This is a genomic window from uncultured Murdochiella sp., from assembly GCF_902488755.1.
GTDB lineage: Bacteria > Bacillota > Clostridia > Tissierellales > Peptoniphilaceae > Murdochiella.
Genome location: NZ_CABTXF010000061.1, coordinates 1 through 6,434, shown reverse-complemented (window position 1 = coordinate 6,434; position 6,434 = coordinate 1). Strand labels below are relative to the sequence as shown.

Sequence of the window (6,434 nt, the reverse complement as noted above, 5' to 3'; positions counted from 1 at the left end):
GTTACCAATCTCAATGCGGAAGATCTTCTTGCGGCACGAAAAGAAAGCGGCATGATTTTTCAGTCGTTTAATCTTCAACCGCAGAAGGGCATACGAAAGAACATCGCCTATCCTATGCAGATTGCAGGATGGAGCAAAGAAAAAACGAATGCCAGGGTGGAAGAGTTGTTGCAGTTTATCGGTCTTGCTGACCGTGCCAATGCCTATCCTTCTGAACTGTCCGGAGGGCAGCAACAGCGCGTCGCCATTGCGCGTGCCATGGCGCTGCAGCCGAAAATCCTGCTTTCGGATGAGGGAACTTCGGCGCTGGATCCCCAAAACACCGCATCCATTTTGGACTTGTTGCGTGACCTTTCGCAGACATACAAAACGACCATCATCATGATTACCCATCAGATGGAAGTGGCAAAGGAGATATGCGATCGTATCGCTGTGATGGCAGAGGGGGAAATTGTAGAGACGGGAACAACACGCGAACTCTTTTTTCAACCTAAACATCCGGTTACCAAGTCATTCATTTCTAAATTGCAGGATGCGGATGAATTTGGTTTTCTGCGCGACCGATCCTTTGCCGGAGATGTCGTCAAGCTCACGTATCGTAAAGAAACCATTCAGCATTCCTTAATTGCCGATGTGTTAAAGCAATTCCCGGTCGGCATTTCCATTTTGTCTGCCAACATTGATACCTTTCGACAGGGGGAGATCGGCTATACGGTCATTGAATTGACCGGTCAGGAGACGGATCGAATGTGCGCCCTGGATGCCTTTCGAAAACAAGTGGATGTGGAGGTGCTGAAATGATGACGGAAATTCTTACGCAAGCGACAGTAGAGACGCTGTATATGGTCTTTTTTGGTGCGGCGTTTGCCTTTATCCTCGGCACGCCGATCGGCATTCTGCTCTATCTGACGCAAAAAGGAGGGCTGTCGGAAAAGCCCGCACTGTATCGCGTGGTGGACGCCATGGTGAATATCGCCCGATCCATTCCTTACGTTATTTTGATGATTTTGCTCATTCCGGTTACGCGAAGAATCATTGGAACCGCCATCGGGTCGACGGCGACTATTTTTTCTCTCTCTGCCTCTGCGGCGCCGTTTTTTGCCCGCTTGGTAGAAACGGCATTGAATGAAGTGGAGGGTGGTATTTTGGAAGCGGCAAAAGCGATGGGATCGACGAACCGCCAAATCATCTTTCAGGTGCTGCTTCCGGAGGCGATGCCCGGATTAATTCAAGCGATGACAACCACGATCATCAATCTCATCGGGTATACCGCTATGGCAGGCGCGCTTGGCGGAGGAGGACTGGGTGCAGTGGCGCAGCGATATGGCTATTATCGTCGGCAGGAAGATTTGCTATGGGCTTCCGTCATTGTCATCGTAGTGGTCGTACAGCTCATCCAATTCGCGGGCAACACGATTGCCCGATCTATAGACAAACGGTAATGGACAGGAAATGAACGAAGACGGAACGACACGAAAAACGCTCGGATGGCATTGCTGTTACAGAGCACGAAACAAAAAAAGGAGAACATCATGAAAAAGACACTTGTAGCCCTGTTTTTTGCGCTGACTCTTATTTTCACCGCCTGTGGAAATTCGGATCCGGTGGCAAAAGATACCGAAAGCACTGCGCCGGAATCCTCTGCTGCGCAGGAAGCTTCCACCGGTACGGAACAACAGACGATTAAAATTGGCGTAAGCCCTGTTCCGCACGCGGAAATTGTAGAGAACGTCAAGGAAAATCTTGCCAAGCGTGGCATTACCCTTGAAATTGTCACATTTGATGACTATGTGATTCCCAACCAGGCACTGGCGAGCGGTGAAATTGATGCCAATTTCTTCCAGCATGTGCCGTATCTCGAGGCGTTCAAGAAGGAAAACAACCTTAAGCTGGTCAGCATCGGTGCTGTCCATCTGGAACCTTTAGCAGCCTACTCCGCTAAATATAAATCGTTGGAAGAGCTGCCGGAAGGCGGAAAGGTTCTCATTCCGAATGATGTTTCTAACGGTGCGCGTGCCTTGTTGCTGCTGGCAAAGCATAATCTGATCAAATTGGATGATCCGACCAATATCAACGTAACGGAAGCCAATATCACGGAGAATCCTAAGAAGTTAACTTTCGTTCCGATGGAAGCGGCGGCTCTGGCGCGCACCTATCAGGATGCGGATCTTGCTCTGATTAACTCCAATTATGCACTGGAAGAAAACCTCAATCCGATTAAAGACAATCTGGTGATGGAAGATAAAGACAGCCCCTATGCCAATATCGTTACGGTTCGTGAGGGAGAAGAGAACGAAGAAAAGTTCAAGATTCTGATGGAAGAATTGCAGTCGGAGACCGTGAAGAAGTTCATCAACGACAAATATCAGGGCGCAATCGTTCCGGCGTTCTAAAGTACGGGGCGCAATCTTTACTTTCGCCTTTCTTCTCGCTATGCTGAATAGCGTGAACAGAAATGTACTCACGTAGAGAGGAGAACAGAATGAAGGTTGTGAATACAAAAAAAGCGCCGGGCGCCATCGGTCCCTATGCGCAGGCGCAAATTACGGGAAATATGGTGTATACGTCGGGACAGCTTCCGGTGAATCCCGAAACCGGTGAAATGCCGAAGACTATTGAAGAGCAGACAAAACAGAGCTGTGAGAACGTCAAGGCGATTCTCGAGGCGGCAGGAACGGACATGCAGCACGTTGTGAAGACGCTTTGTTTTCTTGCAGACATCAATGACTTTGCGGTCTTCAATGCGGTTTATGCCGACTATTTTACGAATACGCCGGCAAGAAGTTGTATTGCCGTAAAGGATATTCCCAAAAGAGCTCTTTGCGAAATCGAGGTTATCGCCGAGATCGAAGCATAGTTTTTCCAAAAAAGAAGCGGTCGATCACCTTACTGGTGGTCAGCCGCTTCTTCGTTTTCTTCGTTTAATTGTTCATAAGGAATGTGGTTTCGTTCAAGCAGTTCGAGAGCGTAATCATCCATGCGATAGCCTTCTCGATAATAGATTTTTTGAATTCCTGCTTGAATAAGGGATTTCGTACAATTTAGACAGGGAAAATGAGTGACATAGCAGGTGCAGCCATTGACCGAAATACCGGATTTTGCGCAATAGAGAAGGGCATTCATCTCGGCGTGGATCGTTGCAATGCAATGACCATCGCGCATGGTGTGTCCAATTTCATCACAGTGCGGATTGCCGGCAACGGATCCGTTATACCCGGTGGATACGATGCGATGTTCGGCATTAACCAGTACGCAGCCGACATAGGCGCGATCACAGGTGCCCCGTTCTGCCACGGTTCGTGCCATTTCCATAAAGTATTGGTTCCAGCTCTTGCGTGCCATATCTTCCTCCTTAGTGCTTGGTTGTGCTACCATTTTATCACGAGATGTAGTCTACATAGCAGAAAAGGAGAACGTATGAACGATTCGCATTTTGCCTCGAATCAGGCAAAAGAAGAAAAGAAAGTTTTTCGCCAGGAAATCAAAGCACGCTGGCAAGCCTTGGATGATACGTATATAAAAGATGCCAGTGGGATGATTTGCGATCACATTCGACAACTGCCGGAATACCAAAAAGCAAAGACCGTTTTCTGTTTTGTGTCGATGGCACGGGAGTTAGACACCTCGTCTTTGTTACATGCTGTTTTAGCGGATGGAAAAACCCTTGTCGTTCCGCGTGTTGTGGCGATGGGGAAAATGACACTTCATCCCATTACCGCATTAGATAGCTTGAAATTGAGTCGCTTCGGCATTCCGGAACCGATGGAAGATGCCCCCACGATACCGCCGCAAAACGTAGATTTTACCGTGGTTCCTTGCCTCAGCGCGACGCTTGCCGGAGCGCGTTTAGGACGAGGCGGTGGATTTTATGATCGCTTTTTAGCCTCGTATACCGGCGATACGGCGCTCGTCTGTTTTCATCAACTGCTTTCCGAGAAAGTGCCCATGGATTCTTGGGATGTAGCGCTGCCTCTTGTAGTCACCGAAGAGGGGGTCTGGCGAACGCAGGAGTAGTCAAATCGTCTTATATGGTTTTCGGGTTGCGTGCGCGATAAGAGAAAAGACAGCCGCAATAATCCTGACGATACATTCCATATTCACGAGAAAGTTCTGTTGAACGCCGGAAGCCGTTTTTCTTCTTGAAGTCGGAGAAGAGATACCCTACGCCGTATTGCTCGGCTAAGGTGCCGCCTATCTCATTCAGTAAGGCGGAATTCTTGTGCGGAGAAAGCGAGAGAGTCGTGGTGAAGTAGTCAAAGTGTTGCGCTTTGGCTACTTTTGCTGTCTCTTCCAAACGAAGTGTATAACAAACTCGACAACGGTCGCCTTTTTCCGGCAGATCCTCCAGCCCTTTTACTGCCGCATAATACTCCTCCGGATGATAGGCGGCTTTGAGCAAGTGAATGGGGTGAGCAGAGGGAAGGGCAAGAATAAGACGTTGTTGCTCCTGTTCACGGAAGGCGTATTCTTCCGGCGGATAGATGTTCGGATTGTAATAATATACGGTAATTTCAAAATAGCGGGAAAGATATTCAAGGACATAACTGCTGCATGGACCGCAGCAGCTGTGCAGCAGAAGACGAGGAACGGTATTGGTCTGTTCCCACTTCTTGATCGTCTGCTCCATTACGTTTTGGTAGTTTATCTTTTCCATGCATCATCCTTTTTCTACGTTTGTTTTTGAATATAGTGCACAAAAATATCCGCTTGTTTTTTGTCGCTTTGTATTTTATCGATGCTGCTTGCTGCCTATTCTATCGCAAAATCCCGGCAAGGGAAAATGGGACATATCCGGAAGTCGAATTGCGCACCTAATTAGAATAAAAATCGGATAAATCGAATGAAAATCCATTGACGACCCTATTAATAACCGATACACTGGTAAAATAGAAATAGCGGATTTTCGTTCGGTGTCTGGCAAAACAGTCATGTGTGGTCGATTTGCTTGACACAGGACAAAGCGAGAACACCCACCGCTACAAAGGAGGAAGCATGAAGGTCGCAAAATTTGGCGGTTCGTCGTTAGCGGATGCGGCGCAGTTCCGCAAGGTGATAGAAATTGTCCGAGAAGATGCACAGCGAAGCGTAATCGTCGTTTCTGCTCCGGGAAAACGAACGACAGGCGGACATAAAGTGACCGATATGCTTTACTTGACGCATCAGTTGGCGACGATTGATATGGGAGGCAATGAGGTATTTTCCTCTATCGCCGATCGTTACTTGTCCATTCGCGATGCACTCCAGTTGTCGTATCCGTTGGAAAAAGACTTGGAAGAAATCAAGAAGCGGATTTTTTCGGGTGCTTCGGCGGATTATGCCGCGAGTCGAGGAGAATATCTTTCTGCCAAACTGTTAGCCGCGGCGTTAAAGTATCGCTTTGTGGATGCTGCTGATCTGATTCGTTTTGATGATGCAGGCGAATTGGACTTGTCTACGAGTTTGTTCTTGGCAGCCGAGATACTCCAGGACGGACAGTTTGTCGTTCCCGGATTCTATGGTGCAAAGGAAAATGGCGAAATCGTCACTTTCTCGCGCGGCGGTTCCGATATTACCGGCTCCATCTTAGCTGCGGCGATACATGCTCCGGTCTATGAAAACTGGACGGATGTTTCCGGCTTTTTAGCTGCGGATCCGCACTTGGTAAGGGGACCAAAGCCAATCGAAGTCATTACTTATGAAGAATTGCATGAGCTGAGTTACATGGGGGCGCAAGTTCTGCACGAAGATGCCGTCTATCCCGCGCATCGCGCCGGCGTGCCGATTCATATTCGTAACACGAATGCTCCGAACGATAAGGGCACGCGCATCGTGCCGAAAAAAGAGGATTCTTCGCGCATCGTTACCGGAATATCCGGGAAAAATGGGTTTATGCTTGTGCATGTGGAGAAACGACACGCAGCAGGGGATTCCGGGTTTATACGCCGATTGGTATCGGTCTTTGAGGCCAATGGCTGTGCGGTGGAGCACATGCCTTCTTCGATTGATACCGTGTCCGTTATTGTACGAGAGGATCCTTTCCGCAGTAAACAGAAAAAGATTTTAGAGGAAATTGCCATATTTTGTGAGCCGGATTCTCTTGCGGTAGAAGACGACATCACGTTACTTGCGGTCGTTGGGGAAGGGATGGCAAAACGCCCCGGTGTCGCCGCTCGTCTTTTTAGTGCTTTGGGTAAAGCGGGCATTTCGGTACGCATGATTTTGCAGGGGGCTAGTGAGCTGAATATCATAATCGGCGTGGCAAAAGAAGACTTTACCGAAGCAATTACGGCTTTGTACCGCGAATTTTTCAAGGAGGGCGTATGAAACGCTATAACGTTGCCGTCGTTGGTGCGACGGGGCTGGTAGGAAGAACAATGCTTTCCGTACTGGAAGAGCGCCAATTTCCGGTAGATACGCTGATTCCGTTAGCAACGAAAAAATCCGCCGGAAAAAAG

The 6,434-nt window shown here is 48.5% G+C and carries 8 protein-coding genes and 1 pseudogene; 7 read left to right on the top strand and 2 right to left on the bottom strand.

The window, feature by feature from the left end; translation table 11 throughout:
- The 4 genes from RDL68_RS05915 to RDL68_RS05900 all read left to right on the top strand — a co-directional run.
- Nucleotides 1–801: methionine ABC transporter ATP-binding protein (locus RDL68_RS05915; RefSeq protein WP_308540756.1), on the top strand; the 801-nt coding region annotated here is incomplete at its 5' end.
- Entirely contained in the window at nt 801–1,442 is a 642-nt protein-coding gene (locus tag RDL68_RS05910) for a methionine ABC transporter permease (protein WP_308540755.1), read from the top strand. The genes RDL68_RS05915 and RDL68_RS05910, both read left to right, overlap by 1 nt.
- A 90-nt stretch (nt 1,443–1,532) precedes the next feature.
- Nucleotides 1,533–2,393 (top strand): MetQ/NlpA family ABC transporter substrate-binding protein, encoded by an 861-nt coding sequence (locus tag RDL68_RS05905; protein WP_308540754.1) that lies wholly within the window; start codon nt 1,533–1,535, stop codon nt 2,391–2,393.
- Nucleotides 2,394–2,482: 89 nt separating this feature from the next.
- Nucleotides 2,483–2,857: a RidA family protein gene (locus RDL68_RS05900; RefSeq protein ID WP_308540753.1), complete on the top strand. Its 375-nt coding sequence runs from the start codon at nt 2,483–2,485 to the stop codon at nt 2,855–2,857.
- A 29-nt stretch (nt 2,858–2,886) separates the two neighbouring features.
- Here RDL68_RS05900 and RDL68_RS05895 read toward each other — a convergent pair whose 3' ends face one another.
- Nucleotides 2,887–3,342 carry a cytidine/deoxycytidylate deaminase family protein gene (locus RDL68_RS05895; RefSeq protein ID WP_308540752.1) on the bottom strand — a complete coding sequence of 152 codons (456 nt, stop codon included), beginning with the start codon at nt 3,340–3,342 and terminating at the stop codon, nt 2,887–2,889.
- A 75-nt stretch (nt 3,343–3,417) separates the two neighbouring features.
- On the opposite strand from RDL68_RS05895, the gene RDL68_RS05890 reads away from it, so the two are divergent.
- Complete coding sequence (locus RDL68_RS05890) at nt 3,418–4,014, top strand: 5-formyltetrahydrofolate cyclo-ligase (protein WP_308540751.1); 597 nt, start codon at nt 3,418–3,420, stop codon at nt 4,012–4,014.
- 10 nt (nt 4,015–4,024) lie between these two features.
- On the opposite strand, the gene RDL68_RS05885 is transcribed toward RDL68_RS05890, so the two are convergent.
- Nucleotides 4,025–4,654, bottom strand: a complete 630-nt coding sequence (locus tag RDL68_RS05885; protein WP_308540750.1) for an epoxyqueuosine reductase QueH — start codon at nt 4,652–4,654, stop codon at nt 4,025–4,027.
- Nucleotides 4,655–4,992: 338 nt separating this feature from the next.
- Here RDL68_RS05885 and RDL68_RS05880 point away from each other — a divergent pair, with 338 nt between their 5' ends.
- Nucleotides 4,993–6,303: an aspartate kinase gene (locus RDL68_RS05880; protein WP_308540749.1), complete on the top strand. Its 1,311-nt coding sequence runs from the start codon at nt 4,993–4,995 to the stop codon at nt 6,301–6,303.
- Nucleotides 6,300–6,434 (top strand): annotated as a pseudogene (locus RDL68_RS05875) (aspartate-semialdehyde dehydrogenase); the annotation flags it as partial. The gene RDL68_RS05880 and the pseudogene RDL68_RS05875, both read left to right, overlap by 4 nt.

Excerpts from the sequence above, each read along its gene's own strand:
- RDL68_RS05910 (WP_308540755.1), top strand. The coding sequence starts at position 801 with ATGACGGAAATTCTTACGCAAGCGACAGTAGAGACGCTGTATATGGTC.
- RDL68_RS05905 (WP_308540754.1), top strand. The coding sequence starts at position 1,533 with ATGAAAAAGACACTTGTAGCCCTGTTTTTTGCGCTGACTCTTATTTTC.
- RDL68_RS05900 (WP_308540753.1), top strand. The coding sequence starts at position 2,483 with ATGAAGGTTGTGAATACAAAAAAAGCGCCGGGCGCCATCGGTCCCTAT.
- RDL68_RS05895 (WP_308540752.1), bottom strand. The coding sequence starts at position 3,342 with ATGGCACGCAAGAGCTGGAACCAATACTTTATGGAAATGGCACGAACC.
- RDL68_RS05890 (WP_308540751.1), top strand. The coding sequence starts at position 3,418 with ATGAACGATTCGCATTTTGCCTCGAATCAGGCAAAAGAAGAAAAGAAA.
- RDL68_RS05885 (WP_308540750.1), bottom strand. The coding sequence starts at position 4,654 with ATGGAAAAGATAAACTACCAAAACGTAATGGAGCAGACGATCAAGAAG.
- RDL68_RS05880 (WP_308540749.1), top strand. The coding sequence starts at position 4,993 with ATGAAGGTCGCAAAATTTGGCGGTTCGTCGTTAGCGGATGCGGCGCAG.